Source organism: Sphingobium limneticum, from assembly GCF_008710165.1.
GTDB classification, from domain to species: domain Bacteria; phylum Pseudomonadota; class Alphaproteobacteria; order Sphingomonadales; family Sphingomonadaceae; genus Sphingobium; species Sphingobium limneticum.
On the sequence record NZ_VYQA01000003.1, the window covers coordinates 61,962 to 81,157 of the forward strand.

Annotated in this window: 21 protein-coding genes, 1 tRNA gene and 1 pseudogene; 8 read left to right on the forward strand and 15 right to left on the reverse strand. The window is 62.5% G+C overall.

The window, feature by feature from the left end; translation table 11 throughout:
- Window positions 1-105 precede the first annotated feature (105 nt).
- Window positions 106-179: transfer RNA gene (locus F4U95_RS04970), tRNA-Cys, on the forward strand.
- Window positions 180-313: 134 nt separating this feature from the next.
- Here F4U95_RS04970 and F4U95_RS04975 read toward each other — a convergent pair.
- From F4U95_RS04975 to F4U95_RS05000, 7 genes are all read right to left on the reverse strand, one after another.
- On the reverse strand, window positions 314-952 hold the full coding sequence (locus F4U95_RS04975) for a hypothetical protein (RefSeq protein WP_150424815.1): 639 nt from the start codon (window positions 950-952) through the stop codon (window positions 314-316).
- Window positions 949-2,142 (reverse strand): ThiF family adenylyltransferase, encoded by a 1,194-nt coding sequence (locus F4U95_RS04980; protein ID WP_150424816.1) that lies wholly within the window; start codon window positions 2,140-2,142, stop codon window positions 949-951. The genes F4U95_RS04975 and F4U95_RS04980 overlap by 4 nt, the downstream gene beginning before the upstream one ends.
- Window positions 2,117-2,785, reverse strand: a complete 669-nt coding sequence (locus tag F4U95_RS04985; protein ID WP_161600369.1) for a multiubiquitin domain-containing protein — start codon at window positions 2,783-2,785, stop codon at window positions 2,117-2,119. Before F4U95_RS04985 ends, F4U95_RS04980 begins: the two co-directional genes overlap by 26 nt.
- A gap of 22 nt (window positions 2,786-2,807) precedes the next feature.
- Entirely contained in the window at window positions 2,808-3,779 is a 972-nt protein-coding gene (locus F4U95_RS24550; RefSeq protein WP_161600370.1) for a hypothetical protein, read from the reverse strand.
- Complete coding sequence (locus F4U95_RS04990; RefSeq protein WP_150424818.1) at window positions 3,776-4,435, reverse strand: hypothetical protein; 660 nt, start codon at window positions 4,433-4,435, stop codon at window positions 3,776-3,778. Before F4U95_RS04990 ends, F4U95_RS24550 begins: the two co-directional genes overlap by 4 nt.
- Before the next feature lie 144 nt (window positions 4,436-4,579).
- On the reverse strand, window positions 4,580-5,461 hold the full coding sequence (locus tag F4U95_RS04995; RefSeq protein ID WP_246171496.1) for a 3'-5' exonuclease: 882 nt from the start codon (window positions 5,459-5,461) through the stop codon (window positions 4,580-4,582).
- Window positions 5,458-6,030, reverse strand: coding sequence for a hypothetical protein (locus F4U95_RS05000; protein ID WP_150424819.1), 573 nt, complete (start codon window positions 6,028-6,030; stop codon window positions 5,458-5,460). The genes F4U95_RS04995 and F4U95_RS05000 overlap by 4 nt, the downstream gene beginning before the upstream one ends.
- A gap of 200 nt (window positions 6,031-6,230) precedes the next feature.
- Between F4U95_RS05000 and F4U95_RS05005 the strand changes: the two genes are divergently transcribed.
- Window positions 6,231-6,524, forward strand: a complete 294-nt coding sequence (locus F4U95_RS05005; protein ID WP_150424820.1) for an ArsR/SmtB family transcription factor — start codon at window positions 6,231-6,233, stop codon at window positions 6,522-6,524.
- A gap of 39 nt (window positions 6,525-6,563) precedes the next feature.
- On the opposite strand, the gene F4U95_RS05010 is transcribed toward F4U95_RS05005, so the two are convergent.
- From F4U95_RS05010 to F4U95_RS05025, 4 genes are all read right to left on the reverse strand, one after another.
- Entirely contained in the window at window positions 6,564-6,986 is a 423-nt protein-coding gene (locus tag F4U95_RS05010; protein WP_150424821.1) for a hypothetical protein, read from the reverse strand.
- Window positions 6,987-7,090: 104 nt separating this feature from the next.
- Window positions 7,091-7,672: a hypothetical protein gene (locus F4U95_RS05015; protein WP_150424822.1), complete on the reverse strand. Its 582-nt coding sequence runs from the start codon at window positions 7,670-7,672 to the stop codon at window positions 7,091-7,093.
- A gap of 30 nt (window positions 7,673-7,702) precedes the next feature.
- Window positions 7,703-8,503: a hypothetical protein gene (locus tag F4U95_RS05020; protein ID WP_150424823.1), complete on the reverse strand. Its 801-nt coding sequence runs from the start codon at window positions 8,501-8,503 to the stop codon at window positions 7,703-7,705.
- A 77-nt stretch (window positions 8,504-8,580) separates the two neighbouring features.
- Complete coding sequence (locus tag F4U95_RS05025; RefSeq protein ID WP_150424824.1) at window positions 8,581-9,225, reverse strand: SOS response-associated peptidase; 645 nt, start codon at window positions 9,223-9,225, stop codon at window positions 8,581-8,583.
- Window positions 9,226-9,799: 574 nt separating this feature from the next.
- Here F4U95_RS05025 and F4U95_RS05035 point away from each other — a divergent pair.
- Together F4U95_RS05035 and F4U95_RS05040 are read left to right on the forward strand one after the other, a co-directional pair.
- Window positions 9,800-12,235, forward strand: a complete 2,436-nt coding sequence (locus F4U95_RS05035; RefSeq protein WP_150424825.1) for a P-loop NTPase — start codon at window positions 9,800-9,802, stop codon at window positions 12,233-12,235.
- 135 nt (window positions 12,236-12,370) lie between these two features.
- Window positions 12,371-12,763 carry a hypothetical protein gene (locus F4U95_RS05040; RefSeq protein WP_150424826.1) on the forward strand — a complete coding sequence of 131 codons (393 nt, stop codon included), beginning with the start codon at window positions 12,371-12,373 and terminating at the stop codon, window positions 12,761-12,763.
- A 170-nt stretch (window positions 12,764-12,933) separates the two neighbouring features.
- Here the strand turns inward: F4U95_RS05040 and F4U95_RS05045 are convergent, their stop codons facing one another.
- The 3 genes and pseudogenes from F4U95_RS05045 to F4U95_RS25060 all read right to left on the reverse strand — a co-directional run bounded on the left by F4U95_RS05045 (window position 12,934) and on the right by F4U95_RS25060 (window position 15,206).
- Entirely contained in the window at window positions 12,934-14,304 is a 1,371-nt protein-coding gene (locus F4U95_RS05045; RefSeq protein ID WP_150424827.1) for an IS1380 family transposase, read from the reverse strand.
- Window positions 14,305-14,567: 263 nt separating this feature from the next.
- Window positions 14,568-14,858 (reverse strand): annotated as a pseudogene (locus F4U95_RS25055) (SOS response-associated peptidase family protein); the annotation flags it as partial.
- A gap of 18 nt (window positions 14,859-14,876) precedes the next feature.
- Complete coding sequence (locus tag F4U95_RS25060; protein WP_246171498.1) at window positions 14,877-15,206, reverse strand: hypothetical protein; 330 nt, start codon at window positions 15,204-15,206, stop codon at window positions 14,877-14,879.
- Between the two features lie 155 nt (window positions 15,207-15,361).
- Here F4U95_RS25060 and F4U95_RS05055 point away from each other — a divergent pair, with 155 nt between their 5' ends.
- Window positions 15,362-16,090: an ImuA family protein gene (locus F4U95_RS05055; RefSeq protein WP_150424828.1), complete on the forward strand. Its 729-nt coding sequence runs from the start codon at window positions 15,362-15,364 to the stop codon at window positions 16,088-16,090.
- A complete protein-coding gene (locus F4U95_RS05060; RefSeq protein WP_150424829.1) occupies window positions 16,014-17,555 on the forward strand; it encodes a DUF6504 family protein in 1,542 nt (513 codons plus the stop codon). Before F4U95_RS05055 ends, F4U95_RS05060 begins: the two co-directional genes overlap by 77 nt.
- Window positions 17,556-17,564: 9 nt before the next feature.
- Here F4U95_RS05060 and F4U95_RS05065 read toward each other — a convergent pair whose 3' ends face one another.
- A complete protein-coding gene (locus F4U95_RS05065) occupies window positions 17,565-18,122 on the reverse strand; it encodes a type 1 glutamine amidotransferase domain-containing protein (RefSeq protein ID WP_150424830.1) in 558 nt (185 codons plus the stop codon).
- Between the two features lie 181 nt (window positions 18,123-18,303).
- Here F4U95_RS05065 and F4U95_RS05070 point away from each other — a divergent pair, with 181 nt between their 5' ends.
- Together F4U95_RS05070 and F4U95_RS05075 are read left to right on the forward strand one after the other, a co-directional pair.
- Window positions 18,304-18,870, forward strand: a complete 567-nt coding sequence (locus F4U95_RS05070) for a hypothetical protein (protein ID WP_150424831.1) — start codon at window positions 18,304-18,306, stop codon at window positions 18,868-18,870.
- Between the two features lie 60 nt (window positions 18,871-18,930).
- Window positions 18,931-19,194, forward strand: coding sequence for a DksA/TraR family C4-type zinc finger protein (locus tag F4U95_RS05075; protein ID WP_150424832.1), 264 nt, complete (start codon window positions 18,931-18,933; stop codon window positions 19,192-19,194).
- The last annotated feature ends 2 nt before the right edge of the window (window positions 19,195-19,196 follow it).

Sequence of the window (19,196 nt, forward strand, 5' to 3'; positions counted from 1 at the left end):
CGCCAAGCGGCTTTGCGCGGCATGACCCAAGATTCTTGACGCTATGACGACAGTGGCGGCTTGACTTTGCGTCCAAAGCCGCACATCTGCGGCGTCCCACGCCGAGGCCCGATGGCGGAGTGGTGACGCAGAGGATTGCAAATCCTTGCACGCCGGTTCGATTCCGGCTCGGGCCTCCAAATCTGTGTCGGAATGTCGTTAAAAGTGGCTCAAGTTTCCGATTGAGCCACGGACATTTCCGCCACTTCCCCGATGCGCGAGTTGCGCTCAGATCGAAAAAGGCCGCCGGTAATCCGACGGCCTCACTTTCCGTTCAGAACGGCACCTCCCATGGCCGCGCCCATGGCACCCGCCACTCCACCGGTGGTGCAACGAACTTGAGCAGCGTCATGTCAGAGCTAGGGGGCCGAGTCGCCTCGATGATCGAATACGGCCGACCCATAAGTATCGGATGCTCAACCGTCATATCGAGAGTGGCTCCGACGAGTCCTTCCCGCTCAGCCGGCTGAAGCCCGCGAGGCAACGACAGAACTCCGCCTCCCTCTCGAGTGATGATCGACAGCTCCCCAATGCGGAACATCATGTGCGCCGCATTCCGCCCGATGCGCACGACCAGCTGATCCATGACTTCGAAGCGCTCACCGGTGACGCGGTTGACGGCAGCGACTCGCTCGCGATCGTAGCGCCGGCTCTTGGCCGACCAGCCGCGCAGCGTGACGCGCGCGTCCGGCCCGTGCGGCCAATGCTCGTACGGCTTCACCCGCCAAATCGCCTCGTCGAGTTCCTGCGGCGTGCATGCATCGACCAGCAGCGGCGAAGCTAGACGGATCGACCGGGCCAAATGGCTGCGGAATACCTGGAGCTGGCGAGCGCGGAATTCGATGTTCAGCGCCGCCAGCTCGCGCCGCGTCGATTCGTGCATAAACGGACGGCGCCCGACATCGCCGGTCAATGCGCAGTTCCCAGACGGTCATCGTTGATCAGATGCGCACCGTCCATCTGGAAGACCGAGTGATGCTCGTGTTCCAAATCGAGGTAGAAGCCGAAGTGCTTCTTGAAGCGGATGACGGCCAGCGCGGCCGCCAGCATGTTCATGTCGCTCACCTGCGCGTTGGAGCCGTATAGATCCTCGCCAGCGGCAGCCATGGGAATCCGCGCGGATGCACGGACGTGATCGCGCCTGTCGTTCGTGCTTGTGGTGACGCGGACAGCTCCGGTCAGGCCGTCGTCGGTCGCCTCCAGACCGATGCCGGTGTCGATGAAGGGAAGGCCCCGCCTCTCCAGCTGCTCGACAATGATCCGACGGGAGACTCCGACGTCGATCGCGATGAACACGAAGTCGACGTGATCAAGCAGGTGCGCGTTGACGGGTCCCAACTTTGCTTCGTGCGCGATGATGCCGGTGTGCATCCGCGAATAGATGCCGGAAAGATGGCCGACCTTGGTGGGTCGGCGGCGCAGATCCTCGACCGACGGCGCGCCGGGCGCCCGGAACGCGGAGTGTTGCTCGAAGCGGTCGTCGTCGAACAGGTGAATGCGCGCCAGCGGACACTTGGCGAGCTGGTCCAAGATGTAGGATCCAGTGCCGCCAAGGCCGACGATGGCGACGCTCAGCCCTTCGAGCCGAGACGTGAACGCGCCGATCCCATGGCGTGAGCTTCCCGTGTCGAGATAGGCGAAGCATGACCGGCCGCGTTCGGGCAGCATGATCTGGCCGGTTCGCGCAGTGGCTTCCGGCTGGACCATCTTGGCATGGGCAGACACCTGCTCGACGAACGTGACCATCTTGGCGTGATGGTCGGAGAACTCTCCATCGAAGGGCGCACTGCACAGCAGGTGGTCGGCGACGAGGCCATGCCCCAGATCGACCCGATTGCGGCTGTGCGCCATCTCCGTCAGAGGACGTCCGTCGGCCGTGTGTGGCATTAACCCGACGAATAACGCCATGTGGCTCGTCGGCGTAACGGTGCGATCACCGGCCAGCTCGAGCCGGCATGCGATCGCACCGCGACGGACGCGCCGGTGGGCGTCGAGATAGGGGATATCCCGTAGAACGAGATACCCCCCCTCGATCGACACGTCGTAGCCCTCGTTGACCAGACGCTGCAGGTCCGGATTATGACTTATTAGTTGCCGTGACATTGAATACCACTCCGTTGACGGCGCGCAGGCGCTGGCTGGGTGCGAGGCTACCTTCCGGACGGTCGAGCGGACCGTGACGGTAGGTGACGGTGAACATCGACTGTCCGACCGCGGGGACGTTGGGATAGGCGAGCCCGATCAGATCCTCGAAGCTCACATCGGCGGTGGCCAAGGACTGCCGGCGACCGTTGACGACCACAGGGACCGTCAAGCTACCGGCCATATCGGGACGCGATTCGATCTTCGGCACCCAGTCGACGGTGAGGTCGACGACCTCGCCCGGGCGAAGGGCACTGCCGCCCGCCTGGAACAGCTGCCGCTCCTCGGGAATGCCGGCGATCGCACGGATGTCGTGCTCCTGAATTCCGGGCGCACCCCATTCCCATACGCTGTCGTCAACGCGGACGTGGCGCAGGGTCCCGTTGCGATGCACGCGGAAATGCGCCTCGCCATCCAGACCCACGACCGGATCGGAGGGGGCGACGAGACGGGCCCAGCCGCCATCGATGCGGATGAGCACGTCCCGCTCGTCGGGATCGGCTCCGACGGCGGCTAGGACGTCCCGGCCGATCGGGCCAGCCTGGGAGAGTTCGAGCACCTGGCCGTCGACCGTGATACGCAGATTCACATTGGCGTCTTCCATGTTCTTCTCCTTCGGGTAATGTTCAGAGAGGATGCTCGTCGCTGTGGCGGCGGACCGTCTGCTCAAGCCGGTCGTAGAGTTCGAGCATGCTGGGATCGCGCAGCTGGCCAAGCTGGGCGAAGAGGTCCTCAAGATCGATCGAGGGCGGCAGAGCCTGGCCCAGGTCACCAAGCACCTCGGCCAGGACGTCGATGACGAGCAGGTCGAAATGTGCCGGTTCGGCATCCTGCAGTCCGACGTGGAGCAGATGCGGCTTCAAACGATCCGGGATTTCTGCCGGTGTGGCGTCCTTTTCCCGGAAGAAGTTCGTCGGGCGATGTGCGGCGGCCTTGACCGGCTGCGGCACCTGGACGACCCAGTTCACCGCGCTGTAGTCCACCACGGCACCAAGAGCCTCGTCGATGAAGCTGCCATTCCGGGTCGGGTCAATCAGCCGAACAAGCAGATCGATCATGGCGGGTGACGCCTGCTGGACGCCCGTCACACTGACGACCGGGTTTGCGCAGCCGCTGACGGCCATAGCCGTCGCGATAGGAAGCGGAAGGCGCACGTCGGGTCCGCTGCAGCGCCAGGTGAACATCCAAGTCGTCGCGTCGAACATGATGTGCGGCACACCCGCCGCTCGCGCCAGCCGGCGCGCCATGTGCGTCCGACCAGCACCTGCGGGTCCACCCAGCGCCATAGGCGGCATGGTGAACCAATCGCGACCACGGATGCGCTGGTTCGCGCAGGCTTCGCCCACAGCATGCATCAGTTCAGGTTCCCATTCGAGTTCCAGATCACAGACGATGCCGCCCGGACCGAGGCGGTCGCCACCGCGCAGTTCCAGCTCCAGACTGGAGCCGAACGGCAGCGGGCGGCCCGAGAGGCTGCTGGCGAACATCATGGTGGGCGCGCTGGACGTCCTGTTCATTCGCGGATCGCCACTGTTGATCTGAAGGTCTGCGGGCCGGTCTATCCGCCCGCCGACAGGTACGATTTCCCCCGCCATCATTCGCCCCTCCAGAAGCGGAGAGGACGGCGACCGCCGGCACCCATGCCGCGGGCCTTCACGTCGCGTTCGGTCTCCCGCATGCCGGCGAGGATGTGGCGTTCGAGGGCGAGCGCGCCATGTTCGGCCCACATCTCCTCCATGTCGGCAAAGTGGGCGCGCTGGTGCTTGATCCAATCGAGGACGCGATCGCGCTCCCACTTCTCCGTGAACGTCATGCGAAAGAAGGGGCGGCTCTCGTTTCCGCGCTCAAGGCCGAGCGACGGCGCCTTCTTCTTCGGATCGTAATAGTAAAGCGTGATCTCGCGGGAGAGGCGGCGCTGCTCCTTCTCGGCGTCGCGGCGCTCGCGCTCACTTTCGATCCGTGCCTGCTCGTGCCTCGTGGCGGCGGCCATGATCATGCGACCCGCCGCCTCCGTCCCAAGCCGCAGTGCAAGCCTGCCCCAGACGCTCCAGCTCTCGGGGTTCTCCATCATCCATTTGTGCAGGGTACGGGCGGCTTTCGGCGTGCCGAGCAAGACCGACCAGACAGGAACCACCTCCCCATCGAAGCGACGACGGAGGATTTCCACCCTGGGGATATTCCCAATGCCTAAGCCAAGACGAGGCACATAGTTGCTCGGTCCGACGAACGGGTCGCCGGTCAGTTGTTCAGCCATGAATGGTCTCCATCAGCGTGACGGGCAGCGGATGACGCACCCGACGGACAGGAAAAGGGTCAGTGTTTCATTTCCGCGGACCATCCCCACGGGGATAGAGGGTGGACGATGCTTGCCGACCGGCCGCTAATCGTCCTGAATGTATCAGGCCCAGCGTTCGCGCGCGGTCAGCTTGCGCCACTCCGGTGCGGCCGAGGTCGGCCTGGCCCAAGGCGAATAGACATTCATCATGAGCCAGGCCTGCTCCTCGTCCCGATCGGCAACCTCGCGGCACCAGATCCGATCTTCTGCATCCCAGCGGTATCCGCGCGCTTTCAGATCGTCCTTCCGTTCATAGGCGGTGCCGACTGCGCGGCACATCCAGCTCTCCTGCGACGATCGCGCCACCATCTCCGCCATCGCCGTCCGACCCGGACCGACCTCATGGGCAAGGAGGGCGATCGTGCTGTCGACGTCTGCCGCCGCCCGGTGGGCGCCGTTGTAATAGCCAGCCTGCGAAAGCAGATAGCCGAGACTGCGGCCGTCGAAGCCGAAGTGACGCCAAGGGATCTCGACGCAGCTGCAGCCCCAAGCGCCGCCAGCCGCATCCGGGATCTCGTCTTCAACGCGTGGCCGGTCGAAGCTGGCATTGTGCGCCACAATCAGATCGGCCCGACGCAGGATGCGCGCCGCCATCTCCTTGTCGATCGACCGCCCCCTGAGCATGTCGTCGTCGAGACCGGTGAGCTTCATGATCTCCTCCGTCAGAGGACGACCAGGGTCCTGCAGCCACGTGAAGGACTGGCCGATGTTGGTGACCCGCGCCGCGTCGTCATATCGGAACTGCCGCATGGCGAGCTCGATGATGACGTCGCGCTTCCGGTCGAGGCCTGTCGTTTCGACGTCGACGACCACCGCGATGTTAGGTGCGTCGGGATCGCCGAGGCCGGTCGGCCCCTCCTTGAGGTCGAGCCGGTACAGCTGCCGGCTCTCGGTGCCCGCGAACCGGGGTCGGACCGCCGCCGGAGCGGCGGGCAGTTCATTCAAGGGTGCGCCTTCATGGCTGAAAGCGCATGGGCACGACCCGCTATCTTTGCGCGCTGCGCACAATGTTGGGCGGAGTCGCGAGGCCTGCTTGGATGACGCACCGGCGTGGGGAAACGCGGCACCCCGAGACTCCCCTGCTCGCCTCCGATCACCTGCATGCGCCCCCTGTGCCCAGGCGACTGCGACTGCTCGAACGCCTCCTCGACGTCATCGAACTCGAAGTCGTCGTCATCGTCCATAAGCGCATCGATCTGCGCGGGCAACGCGTCCAGGCCGACGGACAGGCCATGCAGGATGACCGCGCGCTTGAAGCCTGTCCGATCTAGGCAGGCATCAAGCGCGCTCTCACCGTCGAACAGCCGGCGCGGCGTCATCATCCACGCCACGGGATCGTGGTCTATCCCCTCGCGTTCGAAGCGGGCTGCCGTCTCCGCCGCCACGAATGCCATGCGGCACAGCGCGCGGCGGGTGGTGGTCACCACCAGATCGGTTTCGCGGTCACGGCCGAGCGGATCCTCGACCTCCCACGCTTCGTAGATCGGATCGTTCGAATTGAAGGAATTTTCCATTGCATGGTCTCCACCATCGTTGGTCGCCGCCCCTCTCCGCTGCTAGCCGTTCCTAGCGCTCAGCCTCATATAGTGACATTGGTTCAATGATTCAAGAACTATTGTATTAATCTGGATCAGAAAGTTTAATTTTTGGCGTTTCATCCGATTTGGTTCGAAAGAGGCTAGCCAATCGTTAAATGTTCTATTATCTATGAACTATGCAATTGAAGAACCTTCCTATCTTTGCCGCCCTAGGCCAGCCGACGCGCTGGCGGACGTTCGAACTCCTGCTTCACGTTGGCGAGAAGGGCATGCTGCAGGGCGAGATCGCAAGGTCGCTCGACGTAGATAAGAACCTCATGTCGACGCACCTCAAGGTGCTGCGGGACGCCGGGCTGGTCGCGTCCGAGAAGAACGGCCGCGAAGTCACCTACCGCGTGACGCCGGACGTAGCGCGCAAGACGGCGGCCGCCCTGCTCAAGGCGATCGACGGGCCCGGCGAAAAGGCCTGACCCATCCTGCATGGGCACGCTGGTTGTACGCCGTGCTTCTCACGCACCCGCCCGCTCTTGGATATGCAGCTCACCACCATGCTGGAGCGGTCGCCATTGTAGACTGCAGTCCCCATGCACGAACAACCTATGCGCGATTTCGCTCGGCACCAAGCGCCGCACCACCGGATGGCCGAGGTCGATACCATGATGGATCTCGACGTCTGCCATAAGATGCGACGCTACTCGGGAGCTGACTCGCTCCCGTGCTTCGACACGCGACGAGGCGCGGCATGCATGGAACATGGTGATGCTGTATCCCTCGAAAAGCAGATGCAGCGTGGCGGTATATAGCCTGTTGGCACCGGCGCTCCCAGTCGGTGGAAGATGCGACGGTTGGCCGTCGGCCTCGATAGGCAGGTCTGACATTGAAACGCAGATGATCGGCTTGAAGCCATCCAGCGCTAACGGGATCGACTGCATGGGTGCGCCTCCTGATGTCGTGGGGAGGCACAGATGGGGTGACGGTTTAATAGTTCAATATACGTTGAACTATTAATATGCCATGGTCGTCACGATGACGGTGATCAGGCTGCCATCGCGACCGGCAACCGCTCTGCACCACGAAGTACCTTGAGCGCGTCCCATTGCTTTGCCACCAACCACGCGCCAGCAGTAACCGCGTCGACAAGAACCAGCGACCGCTGCTCGCCCTTCAGCTCGCTGATCAGCGCCGCGCCGCCGCCCTCGTCCGTGTCCCAGAAGCCAAGCGCCCATCCTGACGGCCGGCGGACCCAGTCCTGCTTAGGCGACCATCGGTGCCCTTTCACCGGAATGACGCATCGCTGCCTGATCATCCGCGTCCACTGCTCCTTGGTCTCCAAGGCTTCCTCCGTGGCTGTCGTTACCAGTGACTTTCCATTGCTCTGCTCTGGCGTGAGGCCGAAACGCAGTGGCTTCCACTCCATCTCACCGCCCCACACCCTCGCGAATGCAACCTCGTTCCCCATGTTCACGAAATCAGGATGTTCTGGGCGCGCAGGCATGCCTTCAGGTAATTCGATGCCCTTGGCGGTGGTCAGGAAGCTGATGCACATCTGGCTTTGAAACTCCGGTTTTAGTTGCGACTGGCCCGACTGCCCCCATAAAGGTCCGATCGCAGCCGTCATCCGTCGTATCGAGATTGAAGGTGTTCAGGGTCAGTGGATGGTAGCGCCCACGACTTCAGCCATGTCATCGACCGACGCGTTCTCAGCAAAGCGGCGCGCCCGCAGGGCGGGATCGGCCATGTGCGCGATCTGGTGTCCAGGGCCGCCGCCGATGCCTTGGACGTCATCCATCTCAGCGTCGAGCGGTACGTGCATGTCGACCTGCTCGAACGAGATGCCTTCCTCTGCCAACGCCCGCGCCAGGCTCGTGCTGGTCAGCCATGACGGGATGCGCACGGTGCCGCAGTCAACGCCGCGCAGGACGGCCAGGATCGCCCGGGCCTGCGTCGCGACGTCGATCGGAAGATGCAGATACGAACCGCGCACATCGTCGCCTGGCGGTGTGAAGTAACGGTCGTCGGGCAGGCGCATGAGATATTCATGGCTACGTCCCAGCGACATCTGGAACGCGAGCACCGCCCGCCACGGCTGGAGTCGGCCTTGCGAGTCCATCTTCACGTCCATGGCGAGCATGGGAAAGCCGTCGGCCGGGTTATAGACCGCCTCATGCAGCCTGGTCATCGACCGTACGGCTTCCAGATCAAGCGTCGCCGCGACGGTGTTCTCGCCCTCGCCGCCGAATACGTAAGCCGGCAGCGGGATGTTCCAGTGGTGGCCTATGTCGGCGTAATAGGCATCGGGATTGGACAGGCCGAAATCGTCGACCCAGATGTCATGGTCTCGGTTGGCATCGAGCGAGACGCAATCCCATTTGGTCTCGCCGGCTAGGAGAGCATCGGGATCGACGTCGACCTCGCTCACTCCCGCATGGTCGATTCTGTAAGCCTTCATGCGCACCTCCGCTTCGGCGCATCTAGCGGCATGAATCTCAACTTTTCCTCAACAAGATCAATTGCGTCAAAGCGAAGTCACAGCAGTGTCCCCTCATCGGCAGCCGGCCTGCGCTTGATCCACAGCTCAGCCGTGCGGGTCATCTCGATCAGCTCGTCGGGAAAGCAGCGCGCCTGGAACGACTGGACGTCGTCGAAAGTGCCGTGAAGCCAATGGTCGTACTCGTCTGCGTGCAGCAGGACCGGCATTCGGTCATGCACCGGGCGGATCGCCTCGTTGCAGTCCGTCATCATCCCGGTGTAGACCGGACCCCATTCAGCGCTTTCCCGCCAGAAGCCCGCCCATGCGAAGATTGGTCGATCCTTCAGGTTGAACCACGTGCGCGTCTTCGCGCCCTTGGAACCCTCAGCCTCGGCGAAGGCGGTGAGAGGGATGAGGCAGCGCCACTGCGGCTTGCCGGCGATCCCCTTCCACATCGGCTTCATGAGATCCGCCACATTGTTCACGGCCTTCGGCTTAGACGTCGGCGCCATCGTCTTCAGCCGTATCGGGAAGCCCCAGGCCATCGACTGCATGACGCGTGCGCCTGCTTCCTCCCGAACGACGACGCCGGGTGCACCCGGATAGACTTCTTCACCCGCGTTGGACGCGACGGTATTGTCGACGCCGAAGTGGGCGGCGACCTCGGCGGCGCTCAGGCGCTGGGTGTAGAGGTTGCACATGCCTGCAATCTATCGGCATGAATAAGCCCCCGTCCAGCTATGGTTGGACGGGGGCTTCGAGACGCCACAAACGAGGGCCAACATGGCGCGTCTCATTCCGCAGGACGCTTTGCGCGACGCTCGGCTCCCCTCTTCCGCGACTTGTCGAAAAGCTCAACCACCACCGGCGCGTGGTCAACTGCCTTCTCTCAGCGGCATCGCCGGGCAGTCGCGCTGATCGCCTCCTCCGGGAACTTCTCGTTAAGCGCCTTCAGTTCTTTCAGGCAGACAATGTCTGGTTCCGCCATCGCAAGCCAATGCAGCATGACCGGCAATCGCCCATTAATCCCATTCACATTTAGGTCGTGATCCTTACCGGTTCCCGTCTACGCTGGAGATAGCGCCGACCTATGTGCAGGGTTCCAGATCCCGTCTTGCGGACTAACCGTCCATTCTGTGTCACGGGCGCATGGAAAAGAGCCCCCACCTTATTAGGCGTTGATTTCGATCTAATTATTCGTCGGAGCCTTGCATCAGAATAACGCTTCGGCTTGATTAGTGTTGGCGGGGTCTGCGGCTCCGGAACGGGGGGCGAATGTTAACAGATGAACAATGGATCAGGGTTGGCGACGGCATCAAGGCTGGGCGATACAACCTGCTGCTCGGCGCCGGCGTGAGCAGGGACAGTTGCAACGCGCTCACTGGCGTCGCTTATCCGACCGGGACTGGCCTTGCGGCCGAATTCGCAGCCGCAATCCCAGGCATGCGGCCCGACGCCAGTTTGAGCCGCCTACGTAAGGCGATGAAGCCTGAGCAGGTCAAACCTTTGATTACTGAGCGTTTTACGCCTTCGACTCCTGGCGCGACAGTGCAAGCGTTGACTGGCTTCCGGTGGAAGCGGGTATTTACGTTAAACGTCGATGACGCCCTCGAAACTGCCTATGAGACGCGGGCACTGCCGGTTCAGGCAATAAAGCCATTCAATCACGACGCACTGTTCGAGAGTGATCACAACTTGGGCGTACTGCCTGTCATACACCTACACGGCTGGGCGAGGGAGCCGGAGAAGGACTATGTGTTCGGTTTGGCGGAATATGCGCGCAACATGGCACGGAACAATGTCTGGGGCCACATACTCTCCGACCTGATCCGATCTGAACCGTTCATCATTATGGGAACTCTACTAGACGAGCCAGACCTCGCCTTCTTCCTTGCACAACGTGAAGAGATTCAGCCGCGCGCAGACATCCCGCCGTCAATCCTCGTTGAGCCTGGCGCCGATCCAGCGACTGATGTTGATTGCGAAAATTATGGATTGGAGCTTTACAACGGGCCAGCGCTCGATTTCCTGAACGATATAGCCCGGCGCTTCCCGGTTAGGCCCTCCGTGGCCGATGCAGTTGAGGACAACCTTGGCGACATCTCGCGGCTGGCAGTCGAGCCGGTCAGAATTGCTGAGTTCAACGCTGACTTTGAACGCGTCCCGCTGGACATGGGGGTGGATCGCGACGGTGGCCCTAATTTTGCCTACGGCCACCAAGCGACCTGGGCGGACATCCGTAACGGAAGAGATGTTGAGCGCGCCGAAACGAATGACATTCAGCGTAGTATCGTGACTGCTGGAAAAGGTCGGCTTCTTGTAGTCGCAGGCGGGCCTGGCGCAGGCAAATCAACGACGCTTCGCAGGATTGCCTGGAGTGTCGCTCAGGCGGGCGTGCCATGCCTTTGGGCGCGTTCGGTGGGACGCATCCGTGTTGCAAGTGCAGTCGCCGTATTAGAGCGGATGGAGGGTCTGCGATACGTTTTCGTCGATAATCTGGCTGATAATATTAATGAAATTGCGTCCATACGAGAGCAATTGAAAGATAAGGACGTAGTCGTCGTAGGTGCCGAGCGTGATTATAGACTCGGACACGTTGAGCGGGTTCTCGGGAGGGGTATCATCACGCCATCACCGCTCGGACTGATCGGCGGAGGTATGGCGAACAGCCTAGTAGAGGCTTACCGCAATCTTGGCCTTGCCGCTCCACCAGAGGTCGACCGTATTCGCTTGCCGCTGGCAAACGAACTCGTAGCCATCGCATGCTGCCGCATTCTGAATGACTATGAGCCGCTCGCGTCGATAGTGGACAAGTCCTTCAAGCACCGCCCAGCGGATGTAGACTGCTATGTTTTCGCCGCACTGGCCGCCTTTTGCTACAGAAAAGGTATCGAGCTTGACGTGATCGCCGGGCGATTCCCCGATTATAAAGTAGATGTGCAGATCGAAGGAGACGGCCCGCTTCCGCTCAAGCTCGAAACCGTGTTCGATGTCGAATTGGTGACACCGGCGAACGAGGCAGTCGCAACCTCGGTCGTCGTCAGGTTCGCGCATCAAGAACCTGCGCGCATGCTCAGCTTGTTCGTCGATTTGGCGGCGGCCATAGCGCCCAGGGTCAATCTTCGAACTATGGCAACAGGTGAGCCAAGCGCCCGCATCGCGTCTAGGCTTTTTGACTACGACGAGGTGGTGAAACCCCTTTTAGGCCGGGATGTCTCAGGAGACTTCTACGAGGCCACGAAAAAAGCGTGGGCTTGGAATTCGCGCTATTGGCATCAGCGGGCGCAGCACCGAATGGACCTGGCTGAGGCGGAGAACGATCCCGTTCGCAGGCGGGAACACGCTGACATCGCCGTACAACACGCTCGCTTCGCCGGGACCATCGAACCTCGCCACCAATTTACGAAGACAACGCTCGGCCGGATGCTTTTTGGTCGAATGGAAGTACTCGGAGCGGCAAATGTTGCAGATTTGGCTGAGGCCATCGTTGCACTTGGCGACGCCATCGCGATTGAGCGCGATCGTCGACGATCGACAGTTCATCCTTTCATGACGCTTTTCAATGGCGTGTCTCGCGCCCTTGAGATTGGCGGAGTGCTCTCCCCAGAACAGCGGCAGATAATCCGCAGCCAGATCGATAAGTCTATCGAAAATTTTCCGCGCGACATTGAATTGCGGGATAATGCAAGAAAATTGCGTCAGATACTTTGAAAATTCTGTTAGTAAGTATCGTCCTGCCAATTTCCCTTAAAAACAACTTAGCTGTTCTATCAATTTATTCTTAGATTTATTCAATTATTTATTAAATGGGTATCAGATTTATTTTTGGTACAAAAGGAGCATCATGTGTCCGGCGGCCACAGTAAAGCATTCGAATACTTTGGGGTTGTTCCGAAGAACATCCGGTGGAGTTGGTCAGGTCGCAGCCCAGACGGATCGTCGGTCGCTGTACGACTGTGGCAAGATAAGTTCGAGGAGAAAGGCCGAATTTACCGGAGCTGGTCAGATGACGAGCCTGGCGCTTGGAAGTCGCGCCCCGGCTTCACCGAGTTAATCGAAAATCTGGTCCACGCCCGCGAAAACCTCGACGGCATCGTTAGCGTCATCCTACTGATTGCGAAGGATAAGGACGTCTCTCCCCGATCCATCGAGCGCAGTTCACCGGCGCCGAACCTTAAAATGCGTGTTGTAGAACTCGACGAGGATGCTGGCACTTACCTGCTGGAGCGCGTCGGCTAACCCGCACTATTCATGAGGCCTCCGCTCCGGGTTCGTGCGAGCATGGTTTGTCGGTCGTCGGGTGATCAGAGCAAGCTCCTCCGGCGGTTTTTTTTCACCGCGTCAGGATCGATGGGCTTTTCGAGGTTGAAGGACGAGGGCTCGGGCTTTGGGCGGCACTGCCGCGCTGGTTATGTGGGTGCCGGCCGGAGGCCGGTGGCAATGGTTCTGAACAGGCTGGCATCGGGACAGGCTGACGCGAAGGCGACGCGGATGCGCGTAGCGGTTTCGATGACGCGGGCGGCGACCTTGAGCAACCGCAGGCGCAGCGTTGCGAACTCGGCGGTGGCGAGCGCGGCAGCCTTCGGGATTTCCTGCTGGATGCGCCACACGAGCCAGTAGGCGGCGGTGTGCAGGATGAGGCGCATCTGGTTGGCATTGGCTGAGCGGCACGAGGTACGATCGCTGGCAAGCTGGGTCTTGTGGCGCTTGATCAGGTTCTCGGCGTTGCCGCGCGCGCAGTAGAGGGTGTCGTAGATATGCTCAGCCGAACCTTCGGCCAGCGAGGTGACGACATAGCGGATGTCCATGCCCAGCGTGCTGGCCTCGATCCGGGCGACGACGCGGCGCTGGCACTTCCAGCTCTTCGCGCCGTAGTGGGTCTCGGCATAGTTGCGCAGGACCGGATATTGGCGCTGAGCCCGCTTAACCGCGCAGGCATCGGCGGCAGCGACGATTTCGGGATCAGCACGCAGCGCGGCGTTGGTCGGCAGGCCGAACACGTAGTCGACGCCGGCCGCCTCGCAGAAGGCCATGACCTCGGGCCGGCCATAGTGCCCGTCGCCGCGGATGGTGATGTGCGTTTCGGGCCAGTGCCGGCGCAGATGGCGCACCAGGCGCCGGATGTGGCCGGCAGCTTCGGCGCCCGACGGTGTCTTGCCGGTGCGCAGCAGCATCGCCACCGGTCGGCCGGTGGCAGTGTCGTAGACATGGATCGGCAGGAAGCAGCGCTCGCCATGATGCCCGTTCCAGAAGGAGAGCTGCTGATAGCCATGAACAACGTCACAGGTGTCATCGATATCCAGCGTCACCGCCGCCGGCGCGGCGGGGTAGCTGGTGCAGTAGATGTCGATCATCGCGGCCATCATCCTGGCCAGTTCGCGTGTGGTCGGCGCATTTTCCCACCGGCTCATCGTCGGTTGGCTGGCCAGCCCCGCGCCCGATCCCGGCAGCTTGCCCAGCGCCAGACGGAAGCCCGGATCGTCGCGCAGAGCGTCGAGATCATCGGCGTCTTCATAGCCGCAGGCGATCGCGAACACCCGGGCACGCAGGATGTCATCAAGGCGATGGATCACCCGCACAGGGTCCCGCGGATCGGCAATGCAAGCCGCAAGCCGCCGGCAAAGCCCCATCGCGCGCTCGGCCTGTGCCAGCAGCAGAACACCGCCATCCGAGGTGAGCCGACCTCCGTCGAACGCGGCTGTGATCTTCTTGCGCCCGATCGCTGGAAACGAAAATCCCGGCGCGCTATCATCGCTCCCGGCGGGTGTGGCCCGTGGCATAAATTGCCTCGCTGCAGGACTGGTCTAGACACCCATTTTCCTACATCAAAGCAATCGCTTACACCACTCCCGCCAACCCTGCTGACTGAGCCCGATGAATAAGCCGGGCTAATCATCTACATCTTGAGAATCTTGAACGAGAAATCGATGTCAGAACGTCGATCAACATAGCGATCGGTGAATCGATAAATCTCGAAAGAAACATAGCCTCAAGTAGCTCGGCACGTTGATTGCGGTAACCGTTGTCGGTGCCAAGCGCTTAATCATATAATGGCCATCTGCCGCCCTCCGTCCGGCGGCGGCGATCCGCTCCGCCACAGATCCTTCGTGCGCTGCACCACCATGCGACTGCCCGGGATCGGCGGACGGAACTGGAACCGGATGACGTCCTGTATCCCGCCTTGCAGCCAGTCATCATATTCGTGACGGTCCAGCAGGACGGGCATGCGGTCGTTGGTCGGCGGGATCACCTCGTTCGCCTCCATCGTCATCCCTGCATAGACGGGGCCCTCATCCGGCAGGTTCCGACAGAAGCCTGCCCAGGCCATGATCGGCTCGTTCCTAAGTGAGAATCACGTCCGGGTCTTGCCGCCCTCGTTGCCATCAGGGTTGGCGAAGTGCGTCAGGACGATCAGGCAGCGGTAGCGCGGCTCGACGACGATCCTCTCCCACATCGGATTCGTCAGGTCCGCCACCATTCCGACTCGCCCCGGATCCTCGCCACGCTCGCGCATCTCCCTTGTCACGCGTGGGAACCCCCAGGTGACAGACTTCAGGATGCGGCGGCTGCCCTTCTCAAAAATAATGAGACCGGGCAGTCCCTCGACCGTCTCGTCCGGAATGTGGACATCGCGCACCGGATCGATGCCGAAATGAGCCGCGATCTCAGCCGGACTGGCCATGACCGTGTGCAAGCGAGACATCCAAGGCTCCTAAGTCTCCGAATCGCTCTCGTCCTACCATGGAACAATGCAAGAACAAAATTGCGTTGACTCCAAGCCCACTTCAGCATGAACAAACAGGGAACGAATCCAACCAACTGTGTTTCCCGAATCCCATGCACCAGCCCACCGTCCTTGCAGATCTCCGTCAGCGCATCGCGCTGATCGAGGGCGCGTGCGCGCGGCACGCAGCCCTGCCGTTCGGCATCGACGCCATCGATCGCCACCTGCCGGCGGGGGGAATATCGACCGGTGCGCTGCACGAGGTCGCGGGCAGTCCGGAGCTGGCCGACGACGCGGCCGCGACTGTGTTCCTCGCCGGCATTCTCGCGCGAAGCGAGGGGCCGGTCTTCTGGTGCCTTCGCTGGCGCGACCTCTTCGCTCCAGCACTCCACCTCGCCGGACTCAACCCTGATCGCGTCATCTATGTCGAGGCGGGCAGCGACACGAACGTACTCATCGCCATGGAAGAGTGCCTGCGCCATGCAGGCCTCGGCGGCGTGGTCGGTGAACTCAAGAAGACAACGCTCACTGCGTCCCGCCGCCTGCAGCTGGCTGCCGAGCAATCCGGCGTGCCGGCCTTCGTCTTCCGGCGGGCTTCGCCGATCGAGCAGGTAGGCGATGGCACGGCCGCGCTGACGCGGTGGCGCGTGACGGCGGCGCCCAGCGAGAAGTTGAGTATCCCCAGCCTCGGCCGCCCTCGCTGGCGGCTCGAACTCGAACGCGCCCGTGGCGGCGATCCCCAACTCTGGACGGTGGAGGCCTGCGATGAGACGGGTCGTATCGGTCTTCCTCTCGACGTGGCCCACGGATCGCGTCAGGCGGAAGGCCGGCAGGCCGCCTGACGGCGCGCCGCTCCCTCTAGTCACAGCACTTCCCGACCATGGTCGCCGCGTCATTGCAGCCGTGTGCGTCGAAGCGCGCCGACTCGGCATCCTGCCCGGCATGACAGTGACACGCGCCCGGTCGCTGGCCCCCGACATAGATGTGGTGGATGCGGATCCTGATGGCGATCTGGAGGGTCTACGCCGCCTCGCCTTGTGGGCGGGCAAGCGATATTCGCCCGTCGTCGCGCCCGATCCGCCCGACGGCCTCTGGCTGGACATCACCGGCTGCGCCCATCTCTTCGACGGCGAGGTTCCGCTGCTCAAGGACATCATGCGCCGAGTCGCCGGTTCCGGCATGGCCTGCCAGGCCGCGGTCGCGGACACTGCGGGATGCGCCCACGCGGTAGCCCGTTTCGTGCCGTCCGGTCGCCCTGGGATTGTCGAACGCGGAAACGTCCGCAGGGCGATGTCGATCCTGCCGATCTCTGCGCTCCGGATCGAACCGGGCGTTGCCGACGAGCTCCGCCGCATGGGGTTCGAGCGGATAGAGCAGTTGATCGCCGCGCCGCGCGCTCCACTGGCCAAGCGCTTCGGCCGCCAGCTCTACAAACGGTTGGACCAGGCGATGGGTCAGATCCCCGAGCCCATCGATCCCATCTTCTCCGTAGACATGCCCCGCGTCCGTCGCGGGCTGCTCGAGCCGATTGGCACGGCGGAGGCCATCGCCCAAGTGATAGGCGACCTGTCCGCCGACATCGCCGCCGCCATGACGAAGAGCAGCATCGGAGCGCGACGGCTGGACCTCCATTTCGAGCGGGTTGATGGTCACCGCCCGGCCGTGCGCGTCGGGATGGCCAAGCCCACGCGTGATGTCCGGCACATGGCGAAGCTGCTTTCGCAGAAGATCGACACTGTGGACCCCGGCCTCGGCATTGAGGCCATGTCATTGGTGGCCAGCCTTATCCAACCGATGGGGGCAGCGCAGATCGGCACGACACTGGACAGCGACCGACGCGGCCCCGACCTGCCATCCATCGTCGATACGCTGGCCAATCGCTTCGGTACTCGCGCCCTATACCGAGCCGTTCCGCGCGAGAGCGCTATGCCCGAACGGGAGGTCGGCTTGACCTCCGCCATGTCGGCGTCGGCCGCCATCGCCTGGGCAGACGATCTGCCCCGGCCGGCGCGGACGATCGAGCCACCAGAGCCGGTCGACGTGATGGCGGCGCTGCCCGACAGCCCACCGGCGATGTTCGTCTGGCGCGGGCGTCGCTATCGTATCACTCAGGCCGATGGCCCGGAACGCTTGCTTGGCGAGTGGTGGCGCGAGGGTGGCAATGAAGCCGACACCCCGCTCACCGTTCGCGACTATTTCCAGGTCGAGACCGAACGCGGCGGCCGCTACTGGCTGTTCCGGCTCGGCGATGGCGAGAACCCCGCCACCGGATCCATGCGTTGGTTCATCCACGGCGCGTTCGCATAAGGCTTGGGCCTACGCGTCGGCGTGCCGGCCCTCTGCGAATTCCTCGACGAGCTTGGAACAAAAGGCCGGCAGATCGTCCGGATTGCGGCTGGTGACGAGACCCTCGTCAACCACCACCTCCTGATCCGTCCAGTTGCCGCCGGCGTTCTCGATGTCAGTCTGCAGCGTCGGATACGAAGTCAGCTCGCGATCGCCGACCACGTCCGCTTCCACCAGCAGCCACGGACCATGGCAGATCGCACCGACCGGCTTCTTCTGCTGGAAGAAGGCGCTGACGAATTCCACGACGTCATCATCGGCGCGGAGCTTGTCGGCTCCGACCGTGCCACCGGGAATTATCAGACCGTCAAAGTCGTCTGCGCTGACGTCCGCCACCGTCTTGTCGACCTTGTAGCTGCCTCCGGGATCGAGATCGCCGTTGTTGGTCTTTGCCTCGCCCGCCTCGAGGCCGATGACGGTGACCTTCCCGCCAGCCTGTTCAACCGCCTCTTTTGGCTGGACGAATTCGGGCTCCTCGGTCCCGCGCGGCGCGATGAGGATGGCGATGTTCTTGCCGTCGAGCGTCATGTCGTGTCCTTCCATGGAGCGATTGCGCCGATCCGGCGCCTTTTCGTCCAAGTCCGGACGCCGATGGCGGTTCCACCGGTGGCGGTGGATAGTTGGTGGATGAGACAGACGGAGCATGCCAGACAATCTGCATCAATCGGCGGGTCAGGAACGAGTGTGACCAGACGCCGGTTATTCGCGCATGGCGAAATTGAAGGTCTTCTGCACCCCCATCGGGTTTCATGACGCCTATGTCGCGGCGCCAAGCCAAAAGGCTGCGCTGCAAGCGTGGGTTTCCGACGCCGACCTGTTCGCACGTGGCATCGCCGAGAAGGTCACAGATCCGAAGCTGATGGAGGCACCGCTCGAGAAGCCGGGCGTCGTCATCAAGGTCAGCCGGGGCACCGCGGCCGATCATTTCGAGACCAAGGAGCCGACGCGCCCGGCAGACCGGACCAGCAAGAAGCGCAAGACGGTGCGGGAGGCGGAAAAGGCGGATTCAAAACCTGCCCCCGCACCGCCGAAGCCAAAGAAGAAAATCCCACGACCTAGCCGTGCCAAGCTCGAAGCCGCCGAGCAGGCAGTAGATCAGGCGACCGCCGATCTGAAGGAGAAGCTCGCCGACATCGACGCGCGGAAGCGTGCACTCGATGCTGAACGCCGCACTCTGCGGGCCGATAACGCCAAGCACGTGTCGAAGCTGGAGGCTGCCCGTGACCGGGCACGCAAGGATTATCAGGGCCGGCTGGAGAAGTGGGCGAACCGTTGATCGTGGAAACGATGGCGCGACCAGGTGTTCATCCTCAAAAGGCAGAGCAGAGTTAGGACCATGGCCGGAGGATGGACGCGCGACGGCGCGGTGCAGGATCAGATCGACGACACGGTGAACGACGCCGTGGAAATCGCTCGAGTCAGAATGAGCGCCGGGGAAGGGCTCACCCACTGCGAGGAATGCGGCGAGGAGATTCCAGCAGCAAGGCGCAAGGCGTTGCCCGGCGCTCGAACCTGCGTCCCCTGCCAATCCGGCCGCGACACCAAGGCATCCGTCTCCCTCTTCAACCGTCGCGGCAGCAAGGACAGCCAGCTGCGCTGATC